Below are 25,445 nucleotides of genomic sequence, written 5' to 3' on the forward strand. Positions count from 1 at the left end.
CGACTCGTGCAAATAACAGGTTCTAAATTAACTACAATTGACTAGTTAGCCACTATATTAACCAGTTTTCCGGGTACCACAATGACTTTACCTACGGTCAGGCCTTCGGTGAAGCGTTGCACGTTTTCGTTATTGCGCGCGCGCTCTTCGATCTCTTCACGACTGGCGCTAGCAGGCACTTCAATATGCCCGCGCAACTTACCGTTGACCTGTACTACCAGCGTTAAACTGTCTTGCACTAAGGCCGTTTTGTCGGCCACTGGCCAGCGGGCGTCAATAATAGGTGTGCTGTGTCCCAGCGCTTGCCAGATTGCATGGCAAATATGCGGAGTAATAGGGGCTAGCAAGAGCGCCACGGTTTCCAGTCCCTCTTGCAGCAGCGCACGGTCTTGCTCGCTGGCGTGCGGGGCTTTTTCCAGCGCGTTCATCAGGCTCATCACTTGCGCAATGGCGGTGTTGAACTTGTGGTGTTCGCTGATATCACGACTGGCATGTTCAATCGCTGCATGAATCGCGCGGCGTAACTCTTTTTGCTCACCTGTCAGGTTGCTGGTATCGAGCGCGCCGCCCAAACCCTGGCTGACATGCTTGTGGGTTAAGCGCCACACCCGACGCAGAAAACGGCTACCGCCTTCCACGCCAGTGTCAGACCATTCCAAGCTCATTTCCGGCGGTGCGGCAAACATCATAAACAGGCGGCAGGTGTCCGCGCCGTACTGATCGATCATGATTTGCGGGTCCACACCGTTATTTTTTGACTTGGACATTTTCTCGGTGCCACCGATGACCACTGGCTCGCCATCACTTTTCAGGACTGCGCCCGTGGCTTTGCCTTTGGCATCGTAGGTGACCTCCACCTCGTCTGGGTTGTACCACACGCGTGCGCCGTTGGGCTGCAGGCGGTAATAGGTATCAGCAATCACCATGCCTTGTGTAAGCAGGTTGGTGAAAGGCTCATCGCTGTCGAGCAAGCCTTCGTCGCGCATCAGTTTGTGGAAGAAGCGCGCATATAATAGGTGCAAAATCGCGTGTTCAATCCCGCCAATATACTGATCAACCGGCAGCCAGTGGTTGGCAGCGTCTTTATCGACCAGGCTGTGCTTGCTTTGCGGTGAGGCGTAACGGGCGTAGTACCATGAGGACTCAACAAAGGTGTCCATGGTGTCGGTTTCACGGCGGGCATCAGCGCCACAGTTGGGGCACTGGCACTGGTAAAACTCCGGCATTTTCGCCAAGGGATTACCGCTGCCATCAGGGATGACGTTTTCGGGTAACACCACAGGCAGCTGATCTTCAGGCACCGGCACATCGCCACAGCTGGGGCAATGAATAATCGGAATGGGACAGCCCCAGTAACGCTGGCGGCTAATGCCCCAATCGCGCAGACGGAATTGGGTTTTGCGCTCACCGCTGTTATTGGCTTCTAAATCCGCAACAATGGCGTCAAAAGCAGCTTGGAAGTCTAGGTTGTCATACTTGCCACTGTTAACGGTGACGACACCAGTTTTATCCGCGTACCAGTCTTGCCACTGGCTGCTGCTAAATTGCAGCTCAGGGTTGGTGGAGCGGAATACCTGCACAATCGGTAGCTGATACTGATTAGCAAATTCAAAGTCACGCTCATCGTGGGCGGGAACCGCCATGACCGCGCCTTCGCCATAACCCCAGAGGACATAGTTGGCGACATAAACGGCGAGTTTATCGCCTGTGAGCGGGTGAATCACAAACTGCCCAGTGGGCATGCCTTTTTTCACCATGGTTGCCATGTCCGCTTCTGCGGTGGAGCTGGTTTGGCACTCGGTAATAAAGGCGGCGATGTCTGGATTGGTTTTGGCTGCACGTTGCGCTAAAGGGTGCTCGGCAGCGACGGCGACGTAAGTGGCGCCCATCAGGGTATCGGGGCGGGTGGAGTAGACACGCAGCTGGCCGTCGATGCCGACGCTGTCTGCGTCGTAATCAAAGACGATATCGGCACCAAAGCTTTTGCCGATCCAGTTGCGCTGCATGGTCTTGACCTGCTCGGGCCAGCCGTCCAGCTGGTCTAGGCTGCTGAGCAGTTCTTCGGCGTAAGCGGTGATCTTGAAGTAGTACATGGGGATTTCGCGCTTTTCCACCAAGGCTCCGGAACGCCAGCCGCGCCCTTCGATCACCTGCTCGTTGGCTAGCACCGTGTTATCGACGGGGTCCCAGTTCACCGTGCCTTTTTTCTGATAAATAATGCCTTTCTTATACAGGCGTGTGAACAGCCATTGCTCCCAACGGTAGTAGTCCGGCTTGCAGGTGGTGAGCTCTCGTGACCAATCTAGCGCCAAACCCAATTGGTTGAACTGCGCTTTCATGTAGTCAATATTTTGGTAAGTCCAGGCAGCTGGCGCGACTTTGTTTTGAATCGCGGCGTTTTCTGCCGGCATACCGAAAGCATCCCAACCCATAGGCTGCATCACGTTTTTACCCAGCATGCGCTGGTAACGGCTGATCACATCGCCAATGGTGTAGTTACGCACATGCCCCATATGCAGGCGGCCACTGGGGTAGGGGAACATGGACAGGCAATAAAAGGTTTCTTTGCCGGGCTGTTCGGTGACTTCAAATGATTTGTTTTCGGCCCAGTACTGCTGAGCTGAAGTTTCGATGTCGCGAGGTAAATACTGTTCTTGCATGATATGTTTTATGTGCTTAAAGTGGCCAAAAAGAATTTGCCTAGCATACATTAACCAAGGGGTCTGAGGGAAATACAGTGGTTCTGGGATGCCTTGGTATGGTGCGGGCGCTTAATTGTTTTTTAGAAATTGGTGCAGGTAAAGTTTTTGCCCAACCCATTCATTGAGCAGCAGCGAATTTTGCCAAAATGCTTTGCTTTCAGGCAGTAGTCCAAAAGCGGGTCTTTGGTGCGGCACGCTGAAAAAACCCATCGGCGCGCTGATTACTTCAAAACCATGCTGCTCAAAGCTCCAGCGGGCACGCGGCATATGCCAAGCATCGGTCACGAGGACGATTTTTTTAATGCCCAACGGCTGCAGTGTTTTGGCGCTGTATAATGCGTTTTCCCAAGTGGTGCGGCTTTCGCCTTCTAGCCAATGGGTTTCAATGTTGAAATCAATGGCTAGCGTCTCACTGCCAATTTGCGCCTCACTAGGTGGCTGGCCGAAGTGCAGACCGCCGCTGATTAAAATCGGTAGTTCAGAAGTTTTAGCCAGGCGTGAGGCATAGCGTAAACGTTGTTGAGCAAACAACGATGGCTGGTCAGATCCCCAAGCGTCATCAGCCAGTTCGCGCCCGCCACCCAGCACCACAATCACATCGGCGTGCTGATCGAGCTGCTCTAATTGTTCAGCAGTCAGCGCGGCTTCGGTTTCTATATGGCGCGCGAAATGCTCGACGCTCGACGGAATGCTCAGCACGTAAAAAGCTGTCAGGGTAAGCAGGAAAATAAAACTCGCTAAGCGTGGCAGATGTTTGCGCAGCATCCAGCTCAGTAAAAAAAGAAGTATGAGTCCCGATGGTGGAAAGCCCAGCTGCTTAATAATGTAACGCCATGTCATCAATCTGTTCCTAAAGATGTATCGTCTGCGTATTCTACCTGAATGCTCGTGTGCAACACTATTCGGGATTTATTAGGTAGTTATGGCTGGCCGTTATTTTCAAAATCTAAACTACTAAATGAGCTCTTTTATCACTAACTCACAGGTCTGGTTTTCGGCGGCAATATAAACCGTATCGCCGCTAATGCTGAGCGACCAGTTCATGGTGCGCTCAGTCAGTGAGGCGAGGGTTTGAATTTGCTGCCAGTCAAATTGGTAAAACTGCACATTTTTAAAGGGGTGCAGCTTGTTCTTGTTCTGTTCCCACCAAACATTGGATTTACTATTGAAGCTATACACCTTAACCCCAGTAGCAATGCGACTGGCTTTTTTTATGCGATCGGCTGTTGGCTCGCCTACGTCAACCCATAACGCAATCTGGTCATCAAGCGTCTTCACCCAGATATCAGGCTCTTCGACCATTGAGAGACCTTTGGTAAAGGTAATATGCTCCTGCGCGTTTAAGCAGTAGGCCACCACTCTTACCATCATCCGTTCGAGGGTTTCCGATGGGTGTAGGGCAGCAGTGAGATGGGCAGAGTCATAATAGTCGCGGTTGAAGTCAGAGAGAGCGATATGCAGCTTATAGATGGTCGGCTTGGTGGCCATAAGAGTAATCTCAGATAATTAAGTCGTGCATCATAACAAAAAGAGCAGCCCTGTCAGGTGTTACACAAATCAAGGCAGAATCAATGTGTTGGAGCCCGAAATTTGGGTGATAAATACTTAGAACAACACAGTAAGTGTGTTCTACAAAACACGTAACACTGCTGAAATGCGTTAAGCGTATAGAGCTAAAGACAATGGCTGTTTACTTGACCCATAGCGCGGGTCTAGGCATGCTTGACGGCTTCACTTTAACACCCTACGCACTGAGAAAGTCTTATGAAATTAGAAACCCTTGCGATTCATGCTGGCTACAAATCTGACCCCACCACTAAATCCGCTGCAGTTCCTATTTATCAAACCACCTCCTACACCTTTGATGACACTCAGCACGGCGCTGATTTGTTTAACCTTAAGGTGCCTGGTAATATTTATACTCGCATTACCAACCCCACCAATGATGTGTTAGAGCAGCGTGTGGCAGCGGTTGAGGGCGGTGTAGCAGCACTGGCGGTCGCTTCCGGTATGGCAGCGATCACTATGAGTATTCAGGCTATTGCTCAGGTGGGCGACAATATTGTTTCGGTCGCTAAGCTGTATGGCGGTACCTATAACCTATTTGCACATACCTTCCCGCGCCAAGGTATTGAGGTGCGTTTTGCACCGCATGATGACATTGCCGCATTGGAAAGCTTGATTGATGAAAACACTAAAGCTGTATTCTGTGAAAGCATTGGTAACCCATCCGGAAGTTTAGTGGATATTGAGGCTTTGGCTGCAGCAGCGCACCGTCATGGTGTGCCGTTAATTGTAGACAACACGGTAGCCTCACCCGCATTGTGTCGTCCGATTGAGTATGGCGCAGATATCGTGGTTCATGCACTGACCAAATACATTGGCGGTCATGGCACGACCTTAGCAGGTGCTATTGTGGACTCAGGTAAATTCCCTTGGGCAGAACACAAAGAGCGTTTCCCGCTGCTTAATACGCCCGACGCGTCTTACCATGGCGTGGTGTATACGGAAGCCTTTGGTCCGGCGGCCTTTATCGGCCGTTGCCGTGTAGTGCCTTTGCGTAATATGGGCGCTGCTTTGTCGCCTTTTAATGCCTTTTTAATTATGCAGGGCTTGGAAACCTTAGCGCTGCGTATGGAGCGTCACTGTGAGAACGCGCAAAAGGTTGCTGAGTTTTTAGCCGCCCACCCACAGGTAGAGTGGGTTAACTACGCAGGATTACCGGATCATCCTGAGCATGAGTTGGCGAAAAAGTACTACGGCGGTAAGCCTTCGGCCATTCTGTGTTTTGGTATTAAAGGTGGCGAGGCGGCGGGTGCACGCTTTATTGATGCCCTGCAAATGATTTACCGCTTAGTGAATATTGGTGATGCGAAAAGTTTAGCTTGTCACCCAGCCAGTACAACGCACCGTCAGCTGTCGTCTGAAGAAATGGCAACAGCGGGTGTGAGCGCTGACTTAGTGCGCTTATCCATTGGTATTGAACACATCGATGATATTTTAGCCGACCTGAGCCAAGCGCTTGAGGTGGCTAAGTAATTAGCTTATGAGCGCAGCGTATGGGGTTGTCCCGTGCGCTGAGCTTTACGCGTATTAAGGTGAATTAAGTAATGGCAATTAAGCATATTATGGTGGCGCATGACTTGAGTGAGCATGCGCATATTGCTTTGCAGCGAGCGTGGCATTTGGCTCAGCAACATGGTGCACGGCTGACTATTTTGCATGTAATGGAAGGTCATCTCCCGCCCGCGGTACTCAAGCAAAACCAAGCTGCCGCAGAAGAACTTATCGGGCAACAAATTAGCCGACTGAACGCTCAGGCGGAGCTAATTGTGGTCATTGGTCGTCCAGCGCAAAGCATAGTGGCGCAACAGCGTGCCCGCTCGGTTGATTTGCTAGTGATGGGTGATCATCATCAGGACTCGCCGCAGTATTTTACCGGTACGACGTTGGAACGTGTCTTACAGCGCAGTTCAGCGCCGGTTTTGTTAGCCGTCAGCGCAGAGCCTGCGGTGTACCAACAGGCTTTGGTGCCGATGGATTTCTCCCGCTGTGCTTGTAATGCGCTGCATGCCGCTTATGCCTTGCTACCTGAATCAGCGACTATCCATGCAGTACATATTTTAGAGCATGCGCACATGCATGCCTGTGATACGGACGAGCATGAATGGCAGGAAGAACTGTTTGCCCAGCTGATTGTGGATGAGCAAAAGAAAATGCCAGCGCAGGGTCCAGCGATTAGCCATGCGTTGCATCAGGGTGAGCTACACAGCTGCTTAAGCGAAATTCTCGCGCAACAAAAACCACAGCTTTTGGCTGTAGGTAAGCATGGTCGTGGAGTGTTGGCGGACGTACTGCTGGGTAGCTTAGCGCAGTATTTTCTTGAGCATCCGCCTTGTGATGTGTTACTGGTGCGCTAACTTGGCGCTTTGTTAATGGTGCTCACGGGTGGCGTGGAATTCTATATCCGGCCAGCGCTCTTCCATCAGATTAAGGTTAACGCGAGTGGGCGCTAGATAGGTTAAGTGCCCGCCACCGTCAATGGATAGGTGCTCGTGGGCCTTATCCATAAACTCATCTAGTTTTTTCTTGTTATCACTGGTTACCCAGCGTGCCGAATAGACGTTGATGGGTTCGTACAAACACTCGACTTTGTATTCTTCTTTTAGGCGGCTAGCAACCACATCAAACTGTAGAACACCCACCGCGCCGAGAATAATATCGTTGCTGCGCTTGGGGAAAAATACCTGTGTGGCGCCTTCTTCAGCAAGCTGCTGTAAGCCCTGGCGTAACTGCTTGGATTTGAGTGGATCTTTTAAGCGTACACGGCGGAACAGTTCTGGCGCAAAGTGCGGAATGCCAATAAAGTTCATCTCTTCACCGGCACTGAAGGTATCACCAATTTGAATGGTGCCATGGTTGTGCAAGCCAATAATATCGCCCGCATAAGCATCTTCAAGGCGTTCGCGGTCGCTGGAGAAAAAGGTTAGGGCATCAGAAATCTTGATGTCTTTTTTAATGCGCACATGGCGCATCTTCATGCCTTGCTCGTATTTGCCCGAGCAAACGCGCATAAAGGCAATACGGTCACGGTGGCGTGGGTCCATATTGGCCTGAATTTTAAATACGAAGCCGCTAAATACTTCCTCAGAAGGCAGTACTTCGCGCTCTTGCGTCATGCGGGAGAGCGGTGCTGGTGCCCAATTAACAAAAGCATCGAGCACATGGTTCACACCGAAGTTGCCCAGCGCCGTACCAAAAAACACAGGAGTCATTTCACCGCGTAAGTAAGCATCGTGGTCGAACAGATGACAGGCACCCTGTACCAGCTCTAACTCTTCTACATAGTCATCGTAGCGATCGCCCAGCAGTGCGCGCGCCTCAGTACTGTCCAGTCCTTGAATGATTTTTTCTTCAGTACGCTCGTGACCATGACCGGCGGTATAGACATATATACTGTCGTCGGCGAGGTGGTAGACGCCTTTAAATTCACGGTAGCAGCCAATCGGCCAAGTAATAGGCGCAGCTTTAATATTAAGGACTTCTTCAATCTCATCCAGCAACTCAATGGGGTCGCGGATGTCGCGGTCCATTTTGTTGACAAAGCTGATAATGGGCGTGTCACGCAGGCGACACACATTCATCAAAGCGATTGTACGTGGCTCTACCCCTTTACCGCCGTCGATCATCATCAGCGCACTGTCTACCGCAGTAAGCGTGCGGTAGGTGTCTTCCGAGAAGTCTTCGTGGCCGGGGGTGTCGAGCAGGTTGATCATGTGCTCGCGATAAGGGAATTGCATCACTGAGGTGGTAATAGAGATACCACGCTGCTGTTCCATAGCCATCCAGTCTGAGGTGGCGTGACGGTCGGATTTGCGTGATTTAACCGTACCAGCTACGCTGATGGCTTGCCCCATTAACAGCAGGCGCTCGGTAATGGTGGTTTTACCGGCATCCGGGTGGGAAATAATGGCAAACGTACGGCGTTTGGCAACCTCAGCAGCATATCGACTCATATAGGGTGGACTCTAAATTTAACCAGTGAAAATAGCCGCGCATTATAACGGCTTTAGGCCGTTGACGCATACAGGCTTGCGCAGAGACTTTGTCAAAGGCTAATACTGAGAGTGATTCACTGCTTATGCTGAGTGCTGTAAAGGCTGGGCGCGATGCTCTTGCAGTTGGTACAGCCAAGCAAAACCCTGCTCCCAACGATGATGGCCGGACTGCACGTTGATGTGTCCCACGTTGGGCAAAATTACCGCGGCACTGCCCCAGTGCTCAGCAAATAGCAGGGCGCGCTGAGCATCTGCTGCATGATCGTTGGTAGAGCCTACGAGTAGGCTAGGAAATGGCAGGCGCTGGGTGGGCATAGGCGCAAAGTTAAGCAGAGCAGCAGGACAGTCTTGACGCTCAACATCGGCTGGCGCAACCAACAAAGCACCGCGCACTTGTGCCAAAAGTTTGGCTGCTGCTTGCAATGCCCAATGTGCAATTGTTACACAGCCCAGACTATGAGCAATGAGCACCACAGGGCGCGAATCAGCGGCAACTGCTTGCTCAAGCTGATCAATCCATGCCTGACGCTGCGGCAATAACCAGTCGTCCTGTTCAACGCGGCTGCAATCAGGCAAAACCTGCTGCCAATGAGACTGCCAGTGTGCAGCGCAAGAGCCTTGCCAGCCCGGTACAATCAGATAACGCACTTGGGTTTCATTGCGCATCAGCGCTCTCCTTGGCAGTGCCCACACCTGCACGGCAATTTTTGGTGGCGTGCAGAGAGGCGGTTTGCTTGCTTAGCGGTTTGGTTGTGGAGTGAGGCGCAAGTAAGGCTTCACGGCGCGATAACCTTTGGGGAAGCGCTTTTGCAATTCAGCCTTGTCCTGAATCGAAGGCACAATCACCACCTCTTCACCGTCTTCCCAGTTTGCTGGTGTGGCAACTTTGTAGTTATCAGTCAGTTGCAGGGAGTCGATTACCCGCAAAATTTCGTGGAAGTTTCGACCCGTGCTGGCTGGGTAAGTGATGGTCAGGCGCACTTTTTTATTTGGATCAATAACAAAGAGCGAGCGAACCGTTAGCGTGTTATCAGCGTTAGGGTGAATTAAGTCATACAGCTGAGAAACCTTACGATCGTCATCGGCTAAAATGGGGAAGTTAACCACGGTGTTTTGTGTTTCGTTAATGTCCTTAATCCACTCATGGTGTGAATCCACTGGGTCAACGGATAAAGCAATGGCTTTAACGTTGCGCGCCGCAAATTCATCTTTAAGCTTGGCAGTAAAGCCTAATTCCGTGGTGCACACAGGTGTGAAGTCGGCTGGATGCGAGAATAATACGCCCCAGCTATCGCCTAGCCATTCGTGAAAGTCGATCAAGCCTTCGCTGGAGTCTTGCTGAAAGTTTGGTGCGATATCGCCTAGCTGAATACTCATTGTCATTACCTCTGTCGTGAATCAGTGGGGTTACTATGCTCTATTCTTGGTTATGCTTAAAGGAATATAAAGCTGTTTGCTTATAGCTAAATAGAATATAAGCAAAGACAGCTGCTTGTAATACGTGCTAGTGTTGAGGGTGATTTAAGCTGTACCAGCAGTAACGCAGGAAATAAGGCGGTGAAAAATCAATACGCTGCACTGTTGCATTTGTAGCGTAAACCCCATAAAGTTCGCGGCGAACGCTCATGCTGAAACGATCCATCCGGCTCAAGTACTGACGACGAGAGGTTGGCGGTTTTACCGCTGTTACTCCTCGGCGACATGCCTTGGGAAGTAGGCGAACCAAAGTGGGGAAACGGATTAAGCGTTCTATTTCACCCCTTTTTTCGACTTACAAAACAGACGTTCCATGTGGCCACAGCTACATCTGGCGTTCTGTTCGGAGGAATTGCTATGTCCATTCGTGTGGAAGACTACTTCGCACCCGCAACTTTTGCGAAAATCAAAGCCTTTGCTGATCAGCAAGAAACCCCTTTTGTCGTGCTCGACCTAGATACCATCGGCCGTGCTTATGATGAGCTGGAAGGCAATTTTCCTTACGCCAAGATTTACTATGCGGTAAAGGCGAACCCGGCGGTAGAAATTACTAAGCTGTTAAATGACAAAGGTGCAAACTTTGATATTGCCTCGATCTATGAGCTGGATAAGGTATTGGCCTGTGGTGTAAAGCCTGAGCAAGTCAGTTACGGCAACACCATCAAAAAAGCTCGCGATGTGCGCTATTTTTATGAGCAGGGCGTGCGTATGTTCGCTACCGACTCAGCGCAAGATTTGCGCAATATTGCCAAAGCCGCGCCGGGCTCAAAAGTCTATGTACGTATTCTGACCGAAGGCTCTAGCTCTGCGGACTGGCCTTTGTCACGCAAGTTTGGCTGTCAGCCGGATATGGCGATGGACTTGTTAGTGCTGGCGCGTGAGCTGGGTTTGGTTCCCTACGGCATTTCTTTCCACGTGGGTTCGCAGCAGCGAGAAATCGGCGTTTGGGATGCAGCCATCGGCAAGGTCAAACATATCTTTACCCGCTTGAAAGCTGAAGACGGTATTGAGTTGCAGATGATTAATCTGGGCGGTGGTTTTCCAGCCAATTATCTGACCAAAACCAACCCGTTGACCGCTTACGCGGAAGAAATCACCCGTTTTTTACAGGAAGACTTTGGCGACAATATGCCGGAGATCATTCTTGAGCCAGGCCGTTCGTTGGTGGCCAATGCCGGCGTTTTGGTCAGTGAGGTGGTGTTGGTATCGCGCAAATCCCGTATGGCGATTGAGCGCTGGGTGTTTACCGACGTGGGTAAGTTTTCTGGCCTGATTGAAACCATGGATGAGTCCATTAAGTTTCCGATTTGGACCGAAAAACAAGGCGAGCTGGAAGATGTGATAATTGCTGGGCCGACCTGCGACAGCGCGGACATCATGTATGAAAACTACAAATACGGTTTGCCGCTTAACCTAGCCAGCGGTGATCGGCTGTACTGGTTGTCTACCGGTGCGTACACCACCAGTTATAGCTCAGTTGAGTTCAACGGCTTTCCGCCGTTAAAACAGTTCTGCATTTAATCTAAGCACCACGCCAGCAACCTTCTATGCAACAAGAAGGTTGCTGCTTGGCTTCTTAATGGATCACTTCGATCATCCCGTCAGCGATCATTTTCAACTCGCTGGTGCCTGCTTCAATCTCTGGCGTGCTGTAGGACTCATCGGCTTGCGCTTTCATCACCATCGCCGAACGGTACGTGGGTGGTTGATAGCCGCCTTGGCTATTTAAATTAAGATTCACTAATTTGTAATCTTTACCGCCTAGCGCCGCGCTGGTGAGTTTGGCGCGGGCGGAAAAGGCATCAATGGCTTCACTGAGCAGCTGGTTTTCATGCTCAACCCGTGTTGCGCTGGCAATAGCAAAGCGCATACTGGCCATATTTAAATCCCGTAGCAGCTGTCCTGTCAATGTGGACAGTTGTGCAAAATCAGTGCTTTCTAGGCGCAGTTCAGCGCGTTCGCGCCAAGCAATGATTTTCTGTGATTTGTCCTGATGCACCGGTTGACTATGCCGGCTTCCCAAGGAGATTTTTACCTGACTAGCTTGTTTGCTACGGGCGATCGCTTGATTGAGCTTTTGCGTAATCTGTTCTGCCAAGCGCGCTGCATCGCTGTCCTGCTCTTCGGTATATAGCACAACCTGCATTAAATCATGCGGCACTTCAACACTGGCTTCCGCGCGCAGAGAAACTTGGTTGTAATGGGTTTGTGCCAATGCTGTATTGGCGGTCAATGCTAAGGTGAAGCAGGTCGCGAGATTGAAAATGGTTTTTGGTTGATACATAACTGGCTCTCTATTTAGTTTTTCAATATGAGGCGGTTTTGCTGAATAGGTTCCTCAGAACTGAGACTAAGAGTCGCAGTTGCTGCAGCACCTATGTTTAGCAAGGTAACCTCTTATACACTAGGAGTGCTAATGTTTTTAATATCCGAAGGACTGCTATGCTAACACCTAGCCATTTGCTTTCAGCGAGTAAACAAAACCTGTGGCGGTTAGTATTAATTCGACTTGTGGTGTTCTGTTCGCAAGCAGGGACTTTAGGTTTTGTTTATCTAAATGATTGGTTTGCGCTGGCATGGACACAGTTGGTGATGCTGTTGTCATTGTCAGTCGCGGTGAATGTGCTGACAGTGCTCAGACTGCGCGGCACTTGGCCGGTAACCGAATTGGAATTTGCAATTCAGTTGGCGTTTGATCTGCTTATTCATAGCGGACTGTTGTATTACACAGGCGGTTCGACCAACCCCTTTGTTGCCTATTATTTGGTGCCACTGACGATTGCCGCGGCTACTTTGCCTTGGTTTTATTCGGCTTTTTTGAGTGGCTTGGCGCTGACAGGTTATACAGCGCTGCTTATTTGGTATCGACCGCTGCATATTGTCGGCGAGCAGATTAATGAGCTGTTAATCAGTTTGCACTTGTTTGGCATGTGGGCCAATTTTGCGTTATCCGCTGCATTTATAACCTTTTTTGTGACTAAGATGGCAGCCGCAGTGCGTGAGCAAGAAGAGTTTCGTGCGGCAAGACGCGAAGAGGGTATGCGCGATCAGCAACTGCTTGCGGTAGCTACTCAGGCGGCTGGAGCCGCGCACGAATTAGGTACACCACTATCAACAATGAGTGTACTGTTAACCGAATTACGCCAAGAACATAAGCATGAACCTAGCTTGCAAGAAGATATTGCCCTATTACAAGAGCAGGTTTTGCTCTGTAAAGAAACCCTGCAAAATTTAGTGCGCGCCGCTGAAGCAGATCGGCGTTTTGCTGTAGAAGAGCAGACGGTAGTGCACTGGTTTGAAAAAGCCTTAAACCGCTGGCATCTGATGCGGCCTGAAGCTAACTATACCTATAGCTATGAAGGTGTAGGCGCTGTGCCTAAGGTAATGCCGCCTGCTGATCTAACCCAAGCGCTATTAAATTTGCTCAATAACGCCGCCGATGCTTGCCCGGAAAACCTATCTATTCGTTTAACTTGGGATAGGCAATGGATTCATTTAACCATTCGCGATTATGGCGATGGCGTGCCCTTAGAAATTGCTGAGCAGCTAGGCAAGCCTTTTATTACCACTAAGGGTAAAGGTTTGGGCTTAGGCTTGTTTTTGAGTCAAGCCAGCGTTAATCGCGCCGGCGGCACGGTTAAGTTATACAACCAAGAAGGCGGCGGCACCTTGACTGAGCTGTGTTTACCGCGCTTGCAGACAGATTTGTTTTAATTAGGAGTGAGTTATGAGTGAAGAAATACTCTTTGATGGTGATGAACATCCGCATTTGCTATTAGTGGATGATGATCCCACCTTTACGCGCGTGATGGCGCGTGCGATGACCAGGCGTGGATTACGTGTTTCAATCGCTAGCTCTGCAGACGAGGGTTTGATGTTGGCGAAGCAGGATTCGCCGGAATATGCGGTGTTGGATCTAAAAATGGAAGGCGACTCGGGGTTGGTGTTGCTGCCCAAACTATTGGAGTTAGACCCGGAAATGAAGGTGCTGATTTTGACGGGTTATTCCAGTATTGCTACTGCGGTTGAAGCCATTAAGCGAGGTGCGCAAAATTATATGTGCAAACCAGCGGATGCAGATGATGTGTTAGTAGCTTTGCTGTCTGATCGCGCAGAAATAGAAAATCTGGTGCCTGAAAACCCTATTTCTGTGGACCGTTTGCAGTGGGAGCACATTCAGCGGGTGTTAAATGAAAATGACGGTAACATTTCTGCTACGGCGCGTGCGTTAGGTATGCACAGACGAACATTGCAGCGCAAATTACAAAAACGTCCCGTTAAGCGCTAGCAATAAAAAAGGCATAGCGAAAACTATGCCTTTTTTGTATGCGGTTGGCTTAGCGAGTGCCGAAAACCACCATGGTTTTTCCGCGTACATGAACGAGTTCTTGCTCTTCAAGGTTTTTAAGTACACGGCCAACCATCTCTCTTGAGCAACCGACAATACGGCCAATTTCTTGGCGTGTGATTTTAATTTGCATGCCGTCAGGGTGGGTCATGGCATCAGGCTGTTTGCATAAGTCTAATAGTGTACGAGCGACACGCCCAGTCACATCAAGGAAGGCTAGGTCACCGACTTTACGTGTGGTGTTGCGCAAGCGCTCAGCCATTTGCTGGCCCAAGGTGTAAAGAATTTCAGGATCTTGTGCAGCGATTTCCTTGAATTTGGTATAGCTGATTTCTGCAACTTCGCACTCGGTGCGTGCGCGCACCCAAGCGCTGCGTAATAGCTCAACGTTATTGGGATTAAAGACGCCCAGCTCACCAAAAAAATCGCCTTGGTTTAAGTAGGCGATAATCATCTCTTTGCCTTCGTCATCCTCAATTAGGATCGTAACAGAACCTTGCACAATAAAAAAAAGTGACTCACTGCGGTCACCGGCATAAATTATTGTGCTTTTGTTGGCAAAGCGTCTGCGGTGGCAATGGGCAAGAATCTTTTCGATATTTTTAATTTTTGGTGGAAGATTGATAGCGACCATGCAAAACCTCAATGAATGTAGCCAAGCAAGGAATTGCTTTTGGCAGGCAATAACTTAAGTTTGGGAAATTGGTAGACCATGCTCCGAAGTACTACGTCTTTACTTGGACTAAAATCTAGTCAAGATTCAAATATTACATTTACTTTAACTAAACGAATCTGACATACAAATAGGGCTTTCGTCAAGAAAATGTATTTTTAAAATAGAGTTATGTGAATTGCTGTTAAGACTCTAAGCTAGACTAAAGCAATATACTTAGTATTGCTGTAGGGCAATTAAATGCGATTCTAAGTTGTTTTTAGATTTAGGAAGCCTCTGAATAACTACCTGCGTAGCTACCACTGCGTTAAAAACGTACTCAAAATGCTCATTTACTCGGTGTAAACTGCGCTTTTTCGCACGTTTTTGCCTTGTGTTAGCGTCCTCGGTAACGTTATTCAGAGGTTCCTTAGGGAGAATTAAATAATGCAGGCACGAGTTAAGTGGGTAGAGGATACGATTTTTATGGCTGAGTCAGGTTCTGGTCATCTGGTGATTATGGATGGCCCTCCAGAAGCAGGCGGCAAAAACCTCGCGGCCCGACCTATGGAAATGCTGTTAATGGGACTTGGCGGTTGCAGCAGCTTTGATGTGGTGAGTATTCTGCGCAAGTCACGCCAAGATGTGCGTGGCTGTGAGCTAGAAATTAAAGCTAAGCGTACTGATACAGAGCCCAAGGTGTTTACTGAAATTGACTTGCACTTCGTGGTCACCGGTAGCCAGTTAAAAGAAACTGCGGTAAAGCGTGCGGTAGAACTGTCGGCAGAAAAATACTGTTCCGCGTCCATTATGCTAGGGCGTGCGGGTGTAGTAATTAGCCACAGTTTTAGCATTGTTGAGCAGGGTTAACGGTATAAGCCGGTGCATTGAAAATATAGGTAGCGCTAAAACAATATGCTTTGCATAATGGCGCGCCTTTTTATAGCACCAATCCCGGTGCGACAACCAGAATCGCAATTGCGAAGAGGTGAAAACCGCCCTACGCAACTGCTGCCAATACAGTGCAGCAATTGACAGGCATGCAGAAATAATGCGGCTTTGCCGTACCACCAAGAGGGTCTAGCTTTGACCAATAAACTTAAGTTACACGGGTTTAATAACCTGACCAATACGCTGAGCTTTAACATCTACGATATTAGCTATGCGCGTACTCCCGCCGATCAGCAAGCCTATGTGGCCTATATCGATGAAGAGTATGATGCCGAACGCCTGACGCAAATTTTGACTGATGTGGTCGAGATTATTGGCGCGAATATTTTAAACATTGCTCGTCAAGACTATGACCCTCAGGGTGCGAGTGTGACCATCCTAATTTCTGAGGAGCCTGTTGTTCCTACAGAAAGCCAGATGGCTGAGTCGCCTGGCCCGCTGCCGGAAACAATTTTGGCACACTTGGATAAAAGCCATATCACCGTGCATACCTATCCTGAAATTCACCCGATTGACGGTATTGCCACGTTCCGCGTGGATATTGATGTCTCAACTTGCGGCGTCATTTCGCCCTTGAAGGCGTTGAACTACCTCATCCACCAGTTTGATTCAGACATTGTCACCATCGATTACCGCGTGCGTGGTTTTACCCGCGATGTGGAAGGGCGCAAGCACTTTATTGATCACGAGATTAACTCGATCCAGAACTATTTGTCAGAAGACACGCGCGCCAACTATCAAATGACAGATGTGAACGTGTACCAAGAAAATATGTTCCACACCAAAATGCTGTTGAAGGACTTTGAGCTGGATAACTATTTGTTTGGTGAGGCGTCGGAGAATCTTTCTTATGAGCAGCGGCGCGATGTGGAAGAACGCCTGCGCCATGAAATGCTCGAGATTTTCTATGGCCGCAATATGCCTAAGCTGAATCGTTAAATTTTCAGTGTTTTGTTAAGTAACAAAGAAGCTGCCTATATTCGCACGCTCTGTATTGGTGCAGAGTTAGGCAGCTTTTTTGTGGCGCTGTATTAGATACGGTACGTAGAGGCGGTCATCAGCTTAGCTAGCAAACTCATGCCTGCTTTAACTGGTGTCGGGAAGCGATAACCACCGGCAGCAATGGCATTGGTTGAGTGCTCCTCTTCATCAATACGCATTTGTTGCAAAATTGCGCGGCTTTTACCGTCGGTCATGGGAATTTGACCGAGATGATCGTCCAGATGCTTGCATACTTGATCTTCGGTTGCAGCAACAAAACCTAGACTGATCTTATCGCTAATAGCTCCAGCGCCCGCACCTATGGCAAAGGATAAACCATAGAAGATTGGGTTGAGCACGCTGGTATGACTGTCCAGTTGTTTAAGGCGCTCTTCACACCAAACCAAGTGGTCAATTTCTTCGGCAGCCGCCTGTTCCATCGCTTCACGTATTTCTTCGCGGCGCGCGGTCAGTGCTTGGCCTTGGTAAAGTGCTTGCGCGCATACTTCACCAGTATGATTAACCCGCATTAAGCCTGCGATGTGCTTTTTGTCTGCAGCATCAAGGCTGGTATCCTCGCTATGTGCTAGGGCAGGTGAGGGGCGCGCTGGTTGGCAACTGGAAGGAATTAGCGTGCGTAGTAAGGCATCGGCTTGTTGCGTTAAGCGATCGGCCAGAGAGTAGTGACGCTGTGTAGACATAACTTAAAACCTTTTGTGTTGAAAATGCTATTTAGCCGGGCGGCCAAGTCAACTGACGCTGACCCAGTACATGCATGTGTATATGATAAACAGTTTGCCCGCCAAGCTCGTTACAATTCATCGTTACTCGGTAACCTTGCTCGCAGCCTAGTTCGTTGGCTAAACGCTGTGCCGTGTATAAAATATGCCCAGCCAGCTCACGATCAGCTTCAGTTAAATCGTTTAAGGTGCTGATGTGTTTTTTGGGGATAACTAAAAAATGTACCGGAGCTTGCGGCGCGATATCATGAAAAGCTACAACGAGTTCGTCCTCATAAATTTTCTTGGCTGGAATTTCACCGGCGGTAATTTTACAAAATAAACAATCCATCAATTTACCCCTGTCCAAATAAAATACCCAATGAGTTTAACTACCTATGGCCGTTTGAGCCAGACAGTTTAGTTAAAAGGATGTTAGCAATGAAAAACGATATCAGAGACTTGCAGTTAGTGCTCGATGGAAAGGTGCGTCTAGTAGCTATAGAGTCATGGGATGAATTAAGGGTGTTGGAAACGCTAACCTCTGTGGCGGTGCAGCGCGGAACTAGCTTGGTGGTTTGGTCAATTACCGAGGGTATGCGCAGAATGGACTTTAAGGGCAGTCGCATAGAAAATGCTCATGAGGTGGAAGCGGCTTTGCGTTATGTAAAAGCTGATTTGCAAGACGGCATGTACGTTTTTTTTGATTTGCACCCTTACTGGCAAGATAACCCTTTGATTGTGCGTTTAATTAAGGATATTGCGATAGCAGAGGGAGTGCATAAGCCAACGCTAATTTTAGTATCCCATGCGTTAAAACTACCGGTTGAAGTACAGCGCTATGCTGCACGTTTTAACTTAGCATTGCCCAGCGAAGATGAACTGCTAGCCATTGTGCGCGAGGAGGCGGCCAACTGGAGTCAGAAAAATCGTGGCGTGCGTGTGCGCTCAGATAGTAAAACAATGCAGCAAGTAGTTAAAAACCTGCGTGGTTTAAGCCACGCGGATGCGCGTATTTTAGCGCGTAGCATTATTTGTGATGATGGTGCTATCACACAAGAAGACTTACCGGAACTTAATAAGGCGAAATTTCAGCTGCTGGAACTGGAAGGTGTGCTGACCTATGAAGCCGATGTGGCGCGTTTTGCTGATGTCGGCGGACTAGTTAATCTTAAGCGTTGGCTGGCAGAGCGTCAGGCTGCGTTTATGGCCAATAATATGCAGGATATGCCCAAGGGTGTGTTACTGCTAGGTGCGCAGGGTAGTGGTAAAAGTTTGGCAGCCAAAGCCGTAGCAGGGTTATGGGGTTTGCCTTTATTGCGCTTGGATTTCGCCACGCTGTATAACAAATTTTTTGGTGAGACAGAACGCAATTTACGCGAGGCCTTGGCTTTAGCTGAGGGGATGTCACCCTGTGTGCTCTGGATGGATGAACTAGAAAAGGGTTTGGCTACCGGTGAGTTGGATGGCGGGGTTAGTCAACGAATTTTAGGCACCTTACTAACCTGGATGGCAGAGCGAAAAACGCCTGTATTTGTGGTGGCTACGGCGAACGTAATCAAGCGCTTACCGCCTGAGCTAATGCGCAAGGGTCGTTTTGATGAGATATTTTTTGTTGATTTACCAGAGCCTAAAGTACGCGAAGAAATTTTCCGCATTCACCTTGAGCGGCGTGAACTGGCGTTGCAGTATTTCAACCTACCGGAACTGGCGATGCTGACAGAGGGCTACTCGGGCGCTGAAATTGAACAAGCGGTGGTCTCTGCGTTGTATGCGGCGCAAGCACGGCAAGTGGATGTAGGGCAGCAGTTGCTCGTGGAAATGCTGCAGCGTACAGTACCATTAGCTGTATTGATGGCTGAGGAACTAACAGCTTTGCGCAACTGGGCCGCTAATCGTACTGTGCATGCAGGCTGATGAATTCACTACGCTACAGCGTCTATTTAAAAGCTGGGCTTTAAGATGGCTAAAAATACGATTGCCAACAAGAAAATGACCGGCAGTTCGTTATACCAACGGTAAAATACATGGGATTTGCTGTTAGCTTGGGTGGCAAAGCGCTTGAGAAACATGCCCAGTGAAAAATGATAAACAATCAGCAAGCAACCAAGGGTGATTTTTATATGCATCCAGGGCATTTTGAGTAAGGCTGGATTAATGTACAGCATGCTGACAGCAAAAATTACCGTGGCAACCATGGAGGGGTGCATAATACCGCGGTAAAGTTTGCGCTCCATAATGCAAAAACGCTCGTGACTTACTTGGTCATCGCTAGAAGCATGATAAACAAAGAGTCTAGGCAGATAAAACAAGCCGGCAAACCAGCAAATTACCGCGATGATATGTAAGGCTTTTAGCCAAAGATAGGTCATTAGGTGTAGCTCCAGTACGAAATTTAAAGCAAATCCCTAGGGATTAATTGCGCTGCTAACTTGGGAATTTTGTTACTATAGTAGTACGTTGTAACTCAGTATTCATCTTGCAAACATAAATTTTGTTCAGAGCTTGAGGTGTGGTGATGATAAAGGTCGCTATTGTCGGGGGTACCGGCTACACAGGCGTGGAGCTGTTACGCATTTTGTCGCAGCATCCGCAGGCGCAGGTAGAAATAATTACCTCGCGTACCGAAGAAGGCGTATCCGTGGTGGATATGTACCCAAATTTACGTGGCTACTATGATGATCTAAAATTCAGTAATCCCAGTGCGCAAGAGCTAGGAACCTGTGACGTCGTATTTTTTGCCACTCCGCATGGCGTCGCGCACGGCATGGCCGCAGACATTCTGGCAACCGGAACCCGAGTGATTGATCTGTCGGCTGATTTTCGCTTAGAGGATATTGCACTGTGGGAGAAGTGGTACGGCCAAGCCCATGGCGCACCGCAGCTAATGAGCCAAGCGGTTTACGGCTTACCTGAAGTGAATCGAGAGAACATCAAAGGTGCGCGCTTAATCGCTGTCCCCGGCTGTTACCCTACCGCCGTGCAACTGGGTTTCTTACCCTTAGCCGAGCAAGGCCTGTTGAATGGCCAGCATTTAATCGCAAGCTGTGTTTCAGGGGTTAGTGGTGCGGGTCGCGGAACCAAGCTGGGCTCATTATTCTGTGAGGCCACCGAGAACGTAATGGCTTACGCAGTGAACGGACACCGTCACTTGCCTGAGATTGAGCAAGGTCTCTCACGTGCAGCTAAGAAAGCTATGCAAGTTACCTTTGTGCCGCATTTAGTGCCGATGATTCGTGGGATTCACGCCACGCTCTATACCGCTGACATTGATCAAACTATTGATGTGCAGCAGCTGTTCGAACAACGTTATGCTAGCGAACCCTTTGTCGATGTGCTGCCTGCAGGAATGCTCCCGCAAACGCGCAGCGTTAAGGGCTCTAATATGTGCCGCATTGCTGTGCAACGCCCACAAAATGGCAGCAAAGTGGTGATTTTGTCGGCCATCGATAACCTCGTGAAGGGCGCTTCCGGTCAAGCCGTGCAGAATATGAATATTATGTTTGCTCTAGATGAAAAGCTGGGTTTGCACGCTCCTGCATTAATGCCATAAAATCAGTGCAGATACTTGACTAATTTGATAGGATATACAAAAGTTTTTTAGTGAGACATAAACTATGAGTGTTGAATCATTCGAGCCAACAGCGGCAATGCATTTTACCGAGGTCGCTGCCCAGAAAGTTAAGAGCCTGATTGATGAAGAAGGCAATGATCGTCTGATGCTGCGTGTATTTATTACAGGCGGCGGATGTTCCGGTTTCCAGTACGGCTTTACTTTCGATGAAGAACTCGCTGAGGATGATACGGTCGTGTATCGCGAAGGCGTTAGACTAGTAGTTGATCCTATGAGCTTTCAGTATTTAGCAGGTGCTGAGGTGGACTATACCGAAGGTCTAGAAGGCTCGCGCTTCATTATCAATAACCCTAACGCCACCACCACCTGTGGTTGCGGTTCGTCCTTCTCCGTCTAGGCTGGGTAAATAGCGCCTAATATTCTAGGTCCTTGGGCGCCAGTCACCTCGGGCAAGTTAGCAGGCTGCTTGGTTAAACAACAGTAAGCGAGCCAAGCAAAAGCCATGGCTTCCATCCAGTCTGCTGGCACACCCTGTTCGTCGGTTACGCCGACCTTAGTGTTGGGCAAATGCGCGCTGAGTCGTTTAAGCAAATAACCGTTGTGCGCGCCACCACCACACACCCAAAGCTCCTGCACAGCCTGTGAGTGTTGCTGAACGGCTTGACTAATAGCTGTAGCGGTTAGCTCTACCAACGTACACTGCACATCAGCGGTAGATAGTTCAGGAAAACTGCTGAGCTGTTGTGATAGCCAAGGTAGGTTAAATAGCTCGCGCCCAGTGCTTTTAGGTCCTTGTTGATGGAAGAAATCAGCCAGTAGCAGCTGCTGTAAAAGCCTCTCAGAGAGCACACCCGATGCAGCCCATGCGCCATTATTGTCGTATAACTGCTGTTGATGCTGCTGTATCCAAGCATCGAGTAACGCGTTGCCAGGACCGCAATCAAAGCCGGTGGTAGGTAAGTTAGCGTTTAAAAAAGTAATATTACTAAAGCCGCCGATATTGACGATCGCTTTGCTGCGTGCGTCTGGCTTAAACACCCATTCATGGAAGGCTGGGACAAGCGGTGCACCTTGACCACCTGCAGCGATATCACGTTGACGGAAATGACTGACGACACTGATGTTGGTAAGCTCGGCTAACAAAGCGGGAGCACCAATTTGAACGCTGAAACCTAATTCTGGATGATGACGAATAGTTTGCCCGTGACTGCCAATGCCCGTGATATCAGCTGCTGTAAGATTTTGCTGTTGTAACAGTTGCTTCACACCTTGAGCAGCGAGTCTGGCCCACTGTTGTTCAGCCAGCGATAGGCGTTCAAGTTCGTTATGTGTGGGGGAGCAAAGTTGTAAAAGCTCTTGGCGAAGCTCGGAGGGAAAATCGAGATAGGTACTATCGATGAGCTGTATCGTGCTGTTTATTTCCACTAGGCATATGTCAAGCCCATCCAAACTGGTGCCTGACATTATGCCTATGTATTTGAGCACCGAACTTACTCTTTATCAGCCATCGCAATCTGCGCATTGCTTTGTTCAAGCATAGCTAGATGAGGAGCTGCTTGTTGCTTGAAACGAGCAAGCTCGTTTTTTGGAATAGGGTCTGCTGCGGGCAGCGTATGGCTGAGTGGATCAACGTGTGCGCCATTAACCTGAAATTCATAATGCAGGTGTGGTCCCGTCGATAAACCTGTGGTTCCAACGTAAGCAATAACCTGCCCTTGTTTGACTTGTGAGCCACTGCGGATACCTTTAGCGAAACCTCTAAGGTGAGCGTATACAGTGCGGTATTTGTTGCCGTGCTGAATAATTACTGTATTGCCATAACCACCACGGCGGCCCGCCACAATTATTTTACCGTCCCCGGTGGCTTTTACGGGTGTGCCTATAGGGGCAGCATAATCCACGCCTTTGTGTGCACGAATAGTGTTGAGTACTGGATGTTTGCGGCCTAGGTTGAATCTTGAACTAATGCGGCTAAAATCAACAGGGGTGCGAATAAAAGCTTTCTGTGTGCTGCTGCCTTTGTCATCGTAATAGCTTGTATAGCCTTGTTTGTTGGTATAACGAACAGCGGTATAGGTTTTGCCTCTGTTAGTAAACTGGGCGGCTAAAATATTGCCACTGCTAACGACCTTGTCATCTATTTTTTTCTGCTCGTAAACAACACTGAAATTATCGCCTTTTCTCAGGTCTTGCGCAAAATCGATGTCGTAGCCAAAGATGTTAGCCAGATCCAGAGTGAGCTTGTAAGGCAGACCAGCTTCTTTTGTTGCGCCGAGCAGGGTTTGCGAAATGGTGCCAGAAACCACTTTATGCTCTGTTGATGTTTGCTTAACCTGCTCGCTAAAGCTATAGGTGTCGCTGGCAGCGGCTTGAGTAATATGAATGCTTTTTAGTGGGCTGATATCACTGGCTAATTCTTTAAGTGTACGGTCAGGGTTGAAGGTAAAAACCAGTTTTTGATTGATCTTCAGATTGGTAAAGCGCTTGGCTTTAGGATCTTGCTCAAGAATTCCCATCAAAACAGCATTGCTTAGACCCACATTGGAGAAAATACTTGATAGCGTATCACCGCTTTTAACCACTACGATTTGCTGGGTATCTTGGTCAACTTCAGCCGTGGGGGTCAAGGGCTCGTCGGTAGGTTCGTCTTCAAGGCTGTAAGTGTCTTCAATGCCGGCGAACTCAGTGTCGGTATCGATGCCGTCAAAAAACTCAGTTTGTTGGTCAATGTAGGAGACTTCTTCAGAGGACACATCAAGAAAAGTTTTCTTGGCTTCAACTTGGCGCGAGGGGTAAACCATCAAAGTAAAACACAGTAAAGCTGTGATTCCGCTGGCTGCAAGTAGTCTATTTTTTGGATAAGACAACTCGCCCGTAGGCTCGGTGGAAATATGTTCTGTAGTCATAATAATTAATAGGTCTAGTAAAAATAACTGGTAAAGTATAAGCAAAGCTTACGGGTTGCAAGGGATATCTTCACTAAAAGCAATAAAAACAGATGATAATGGGTGCTTGTTATACTTTTTTCTAGGTTAGTAGCATCTGTTAAGGTGCTTCGGTTCAGATAGCGGTTGGCGAAAAGCATCTGACAAGCGTTCAGCAAACAAGTTTATTATGATTCGCGTGTATTGATTTTAATGAATAAAAAATTAGGTGGGAGACGTATGTCAATAAATGTGTCAGTCGATGAGCAGCTTGAAATAATTAAACGGGGAACAGAGAGCCTGCTGGTTGAATCTGAATTAGTAGAGAAATTACGTAAAGGCGTGCCGTTGCGCATTAAAGCGGGTTTTGACCCGACTGCGCCTGATTTGCATCTTGGTCACACAGTGCTGATTAATAAATTGAGAGCATTTCAAGAGCTCGGGCACCATGTGGTTTTTCTGATTGGTGATTTTACCGGCATGATTGGCGACCCAAGTGGGAAAAGTGCGACGCGCCCGCCATTAACCCGTGAGCAGGTTTTGGCCAACGCTGAAACCTATAAAGAGCAAGTGTTCAAAATTTTAGATCCGCAAAAAACTGAAGTGGCATTTAACTCGACTTGGCTCAATGAGCTAACGCCGGTGGATTTCATAAAGCTGGCTTCTACTTATACGGTTGCGCGAATGCTTGAGCGCGAAGATTTTCATAACCGCTATACCAGTCAGCAGCCTATTGCGATACATGAGTTTTTGTATCCGTTGGTGCAGGGTTACGATTCGGTTGCTTTAAAGGCGGATGTTGAACTAGGTGGGACGGATCAGACCTTTAACTTGTTGATGGGGCGCGAGCTACAGCGCAGTTACGGCATGGAGCCGCAATGTGTTATCACGGTGCCTTTGCTGGAGGGTTTGGATGGGGTGAAAAAAATGTCCAAATCGCTTGGCAACTATGTAGGTATTCAAGAGCCACCTGGGGTGATGTTTAACAAGATCGTTTCAATGCCTGATGAGCTTATCTGGCGCTACTACGAGTTGCTCAGCTTTAAACCCATTAAGTACATTAAGCAGTTGCAGCAAGACGTAGCGGCTGGCGCGAATCCCAGAGACATCAAAATAGAGTTGGCGCGCGAGCTCATTGCACGTTTTCATGGTGAAGAAGCGGCAGCCGGCGCGCACATGTCGGTGGGTAATAGGTTGGCAGATGGAGAACTACCGGAAGACCTGCCGTACAAGGAAGTACAGGCCGATAATGAATTACCGATTGCTGCGGTGCTTAATCGTGCAGGTTTGGTAAAAAATGCCGCTAGTGCGCGCAACTTGCTCGAAAACGGCAGTGTAAAAGTTGATGGCGCTGTGGTGCAAAAAGAGTTTGTTTGTGAGCTGGGTAGAGAGTATGTCTGTCAGGCGGGTAAGAGAAGTTTCGCAAGAGTGAAGCTAGTCAATAGAGTTTAGGGTGCGCCGTACTGTCAAAAGTAGGGCGGCAAAAAATTATTTTTTAAAACCCCTTGACGTAAAAAGATTGGCCTCTATAATACGCCACCTCAGATGCAGCGACGCACT

Annotated in this window: 24 protein-coding genes; 11 read left to right on the forward strand and 13 right to left on the reverse strand. The window is 48.8% G+C overall.

Going from position 1 to position 25,445, the window contains the following annotated elements; genetic code table 11:
- Nucleotides 1–41 precede the first annotated feature (41 nt).
- From leuS to QEZ41_RS10975, 3 genes are all read right to left on the reverse strand, one after another.
- Nucleotides 42–2,660, reverse strand: a complete 2,619-nt coding sequence (gene leuS, locus QEZ41_RS10965; RefSeq protein ID WP_289411634.1) for a leucine--tRNA ligase — start codon at nt 2,658–2,660, stop codon at nt 42–44.
- A 111-nt stretch (nt 2,661–2,771) separates the two neighbouring features.
- Nucleotides 2,772–3,542 (reverse strand): YdcF family protein, encoded by a 771-nt coding sequence (locus tag QEZ41_RS10970; RefSeq protein ID WP_289411635.1) that lies wholly within the window; start codon nt 3,540–3,542, stop codon nt 2,772–2,774.
- Between the two features lie 114 nt (nt 3,543–3,656).
- On the reverse strand, nt 3,657–4,190 hold the full coding sequence (locus QEZ41_RS10975) for a YaeQ family protein (protein ID WP_289411636.1): 534 nt from the start codon (nt 4,188–4,190) through the stop codon (nt 3,657–3,659).
- A 276-nt stretch (nt 4,191–4,466) separates the two neighbouring features.
- Between QEZ41_RS10975 and QEZ41_RS10980 the strand changes: the two genes are divergently transcribed.
- Both QEZ41_RS10980 and QEZ41_RS10985 read left to right on the forward strand, forming a co-directional pair.
- Nucleotides 4,467–5,741: a bifunctional O-acetylhomoserine aminocarboxypropyltransferase/cysteine synthase gene (locus tag QEZ41_RS10980; RefSeq protein WP_289411637.1), complete on the forward strand. Its 1,275-nt coding sequence runs from the start codon at nt 4,467–4,469 to the stop codon at nt 5,739–5,741.
- 71 nt (nt 5,742–5,812) lie between these two features.
- The gene (locus QEZ41_RS10985; protein ID WP_289411638.1) at nt 5,813–6,622 is read left to right on the forward strand and encodes a universal stress protein; all 810 of its coding nucleotides are present in this window, start codon (nt 5,813–5,815) and stop codon (nt 6,620–6,622) included.
- Nucleotides 6,623–6,634: 12 nt separating this feature from the next.
- On the opposite strand, the gene QEZ41_RS10990 is transcribed toward QEZ41_RS10985, so the two are convergent.
- The 3 genes from QEZ41_RS10990 to QEZ41_RS11000 all read right to left on the reverse strand — a co-directional run bounded on the left by QEZ41_RS10990 (nt 6,635) and on the right by QEZ41_RS11000 (nt 9,637).
- Nucleotides 6,635–8,218 carry a peptide chain release factor 3 gene (locus QEZ41_RS10990; RefSeq protein ID WP_289411639.1) on the reverse strand — a complete coding sequence of 528 codons (1,584 nt, stop codon included), beginning with the start codon at nt 8,216–8,218 and terminating at the stop codon, nt 6,635–6,637.
- A gap of 123 nt (nt 8,219–8,341) precedes the next feature.
- Nucleotides 8,342–8,926, reverse strand: a complete 585-nt coding sequence (locus QEZ41_RS10995; protein WP_289411640.1) for an RBBP9/YdeN family alpha/beta hydrolase — start codon at nt 8,924–8,926, stop codon at nt 8,342–8,344.
- Between the two features lie 72 nt (nt 8,927–8,998).
- A complete protein-coding gene (locus tag QEZ41_RS11000; RefSeq protein WP_289411641.1) occupies nt 8,999–9,637 on the reverse strand; it encodes a peroxiredoxin in 639 nt (212 codons plus the stop codon).
- Between the two features lie 456 nt (nt 9,638–10,093).
- On the opposite strand from QEZ41_RS11000, the gene QEZ41_RS11005 reads away from it, so the two are divergent.
- A complete protein-coding gene (locus tag QEZ41_RS11005; RefSeq protein WP_289411642.1) occupies nt 10,094–11,257 on the forward strand; it encodes a type III PLP-dependent enzyme in 1,164 nt (387 codons plus the stop codon).
- 55 nt (nt 11,258–11,312) lie between these two features.
- Here QEZ41_RS11005 and QEZ41_RS11010 read toward each other — a convergent pair whose 3' ends face one another.
- The gene (locus QEZ41_RS11010) at nt 11,313–12,020 is read right to left on the reverse strand and encodes an SIMPL domain-containing protein (protein ID WP_289411643.1); all 708 of its coding nucleotides are present in this window, start codon (nt 12,018–12,020) and stop codon (nt 11,313–11,315) included.
- A gap of 158 nt (nt 12,021–12,178) precedes the next feature.
- Between QEZ41_RS11010 and QEZ41_RS11015 the strand changes: the two genes are divergently transcribed.
- Nucleotides 12,179–13,450 carry an ATP-binding protein gene (locus tag QEZ41_RS11015; RefSeq protein ID WP_289411644.1) on the forward strand — a complete coding sequence of 424 codons (1,272 nt, stop codon included), beginning with the start codon at nt 12,179–12,181 and terminating at the stop codon, nt 13,448–13,450.
- 13 nt (nt 13,451–13,463) lie between these two features.
- Complete coding sequence (locus QEZ41_RS11020) at nt 13,464–14,024, forward strand: response regulator transcription factor (protein ID WP_289411645.1); 561 nt, start codon at nt 13,464–13,466, stop codon at nt 14,022–14,024.
- Between the two features lie 49 nt (nt 14,025–14,073).
- Here the strand turns inward: QEZ41_RS11020 and crp are convergent, their stop codons facing one another.
- Nucleotides 14,074–14,718 carry a cAMP-activated global transcriptional regulator CRP gene (gene crp, locus QEZ41_RS11025; protein WP_289411646.1) on the reverse strand — a complete coding sequence of 215 codons (645 nt, stop codon included), beginning with the start codon at nt 14,716–14,718 and terminating at the stop codon, nt 14,074–14,076.
- Between the two features lie 465 nt (nt 14,719–15,183).
- Here crp and QEZ41_RS11030 point away from each other — a divergent pair, with 465 nt between their 5' ends.
- Together QEZ41_RS11030 and speD are read left to right on the forward strand one after the other, a co-directional pair.
- A complete protein-coding gene (locus QEZ41_RS11030; RefSeq protein WP_289411647.1) occupies nt 15,184–15,606 on the forward strand; it encodes an OsmC family protein in 423 nt (140 codons plus the stop codon).
- A 216-nt stretch (nt 15,607–15,822) separates the two neighbouring features.
- The gene (gene speD / locus QEZ41_RS11035; RefSeq protein WP_289411648.1) at nt 15,823–16,626 is read left to right on the forward strand and encodes an adenosylmethionine decarboxylase; all 804 of its coding nucleotides are present in this window, start codon (nt 15,823–15,825) and stop codon (nt 16,624–16,626) included.
- Nucleotides 16,627–16,718: 92 nt separating this feature from the next.
- Here speD and coq7 read toward each other — a convergent pair whose 3' ends face one another.
- Nucleotides 16,719–17,369, reverse strand: a complete 651-nt coding sequence (gene coq7, locus QEZ41_RS11040; RefSeq protein ID WP_289411649.1) for a 2-polyprenyl-3-methyl-6-methoxy-1,4-benzoquinone monooxygenase — start codon at nt 17,367–17,369, stop codon at nt 16,719–16,721.
- Between the two features lie 31 nt (nt 17,370–17,400).
- Entirely contained in the window at nt 17,401–17,739 is a 339-nt protein-coding gene (locus QEZ41_RS11045; RefSeq protein WP_289411650.1) for a histidine triad nucleotide-binding protein, read from the reverse strand.
- An 89-nt stretch (nt 17,740–17,828) separates the two neighbouring features.
- Between QEZ41_RS11045 and QEZ41_RS11050 the strand changes: the two genes are divergently transcribed.
- Entirely contained in the window at nt 17,829–19,304 is a 1,476-nt protein-coding gene (locus QEZ41_RS11050) for an AAA family ATPase (RefSeq protein WP_289411651.1), read from the forward strand.
- Between the two features lie 26 nt (nt 19,305–19,330).
- Here QEZ41_RS11050 and hemJ read toward each other — a convergent pair whose 3' ends face one another.
- The gene (gene hemJ, locus QEZ41_RS11055; protein WP_289411652.1) at nt 19,331–19,759 is read right to left on the reverse strand and encodes a protoporphyrinogen oxidase HemJ; all 429 of its coding nucleotides are present in this window, start codon (nt 19,757–19,759) and stop codon (nt 19,331–19,333) included.
- 146 nt (nt 19,760–19,905) lie between these two features.
- Here hemJ and argC point away from each other — a divergent pair, with 146 nt between their 5' ends.
- Together argC and erpA are read left to right on the forward strand one after the other, a co-directional pair.
- Entirely contained in the window at nt 19,906–20,940 is a 1,035-nt protein-coding gene (gene argC, locus QEZ41_RS11060; protein WP_289411653.1) for an N-acetyl-gamma-glutamyl-phosphate reductase, read from the forward strand.
- 64 nt (nt 20,941–21,004) lie between these two features.
- A complete protein-coding gene (erpA, locus tag QEZ41_RS11065) occupies nt 21,005–21,358 on the forward strand; it encodes an iron-sulfur cluster insertion protein ErpA (RefSeq protein WP_289411654.1) in 354 nt (117 codons plus the stop codon).
- Here the strand turns inward: erpA and QEZ41_RS11070 are convergent.
- Both QEZ41_RS11070 and QEZ41_RS11075 read right to left on the reverse strand, forming a co-directional pair.
- Nucleotides 21,355–22,446 (reverse strand): anhydro-N-acetylmuramic acid kinase, encoded by a 1,092-nt coding sequence (locus tag QEZ41_RS11070; protein WP_289411655.1) that lies wholly within the window; start codon nt 22,444–22,446, stop codon nt 21,355–21,357. The two genes, erpA and QEZ41_RS11070, sit on opposite strands and share 4 nt — an antisense overlap.
- 5 nt (nt 22,447–22,451) lie before the next feature.
- Complete coding sequence (locus QEZ41_RS11075; protein WP_289411656.1) at nt 22,452–23,867, reverse strand: peptidoglycan DD-metalloendopeptidase family protein; 1,416 nt, start codon at nt 23,865–23,867, stop codon at nt 22,452–22,454.
- A gap of 258 nt (nt 23,868–24,125) precedes the next feature.
- Here QEZ41_RS11075 and tyrS point away from each other — a divergent pair, with 258 nt between their 5' ends.
- Complete coding sequence (gene tyrS / locus QEZ41_RS11080; protein ID WP_289411657.1) at nt 24,126–25,337, forward strand: tyrosine--tRNA ligase; 1,212 nt, start codon at nt 24,126–24,128, stop codon at nt 25,335–25,337.
- Nucleotides 25,338–25,445 lie beyond the last annotated feature (108 nt).

It is taken from the genome of Thiopseudomonas acetoxidans (assembly GCF_030362935.1).
Taxonomy (GTDB): Bacteria; Pseudomonadota; Gammaproteobacteria; order Pseudomonadales; family Pseudomonadaceae; genus Thiopseudomonas; species Thiopseudomonas acetoxidans.